The following is a 303-nucleotide window of genomic DNA, read 5'->3' on the forward strand; positions in this document are numbered from 1 at the left end:
GTACAAGGCCCGGGAACGTATTCACCGCGGCATGCTGATCCGCGATTACTAGCAATTCCGGCTTCATGCAGGCGAGTTGCAGCCTGCAATCCGAACTGAGAATGGCTTTATGGGATTCGCTCAACCTCGCGGTTTTGCTGCCCTTTGTACCATCCATTGTAGCACGTGTGTAGCCCAGGTCATAAGGGGCATGATGATTTGACGTCATCCCCACCTTCCTCCGGTTTGTCACCGGCAGTCACCTTAGAGTGCCCAACTGAATGCTGGCAACTAAGATCAAGGGTTGCGCTCGTTGCGGGACTT

1 rRNA gene is annotated in these 303 nt (G+C 54.1%); it reads right to left on the minus strand.

The features are described 5' to 3' along the window. Positions 1–303 (minus strand): 16S ribosomal RNA (locus AOA61_RS27330); the annotation flags it as partial.

It is taken from the genome of Pseudomonas sp. 2995-1 (genome assembly GCF_002742505.1).
GTDB classification, from domain to species: Bacteria; Pseudomonadota; Gammaproteobacteria; order Pseudomonadales; family Pseudomonadaceae; genus Aquipseudomonas; species Aquipseudomonas sivasensis.